This window comes from Paraburkholderia ribeironis, from assembly GCF_900019265.1.
Lineage (GTDB): Bacteria > Pseudomonadota > Gammaproteobacteria > Burkholderiales > Burkholderiaceae > Paraburkholderia > Paraburkholderia ribeironis.
Genome location: NZ_CYGX02000122.1, coordinates 1 through 242, shown reverse-complemented (window position 1 = coordinate 242; position 242 = coordinate 1). Strand labels below are relative to the sequence as shown.

1 protein-coding gene is annotated in these 242 nt (G+C 61.6%); it reads right to left on the bottom strand.

The genetic code is table 11. The features are described from left to right. Positions 1 to 242 (bottom strand): GTP-binding protein (locus BN2475_RS36015; protein ID WP_245841714.1); only part of this gene is annotated, 242 nt, incomplete at both ends.

The following is a 242-nucleotide window of genomic DNA, read 5'->3' as shown; positions in this document are numbered from 1 at the left end:
TAGTCAGCGTGGCCCGGGCAGTCAACGTGCGCGTAGTGGCGGTTCGCCGTTTCGTACTCGACGTGTGCCGTGTTGATCGTGATACCACGTGCCTTTTCTTCCGGCGCCGCATCAATCTGGTCGTATGCCTTCGCTTCGCCGCCAAACTTCTGCGTCAGAACCGTCGTGATCGCTGCCGTCAGCGTGGTCTTGCCGTGGTCAACGTGACCGATCGTGCCGACGTTCACGTGCGGCTTGGTCCG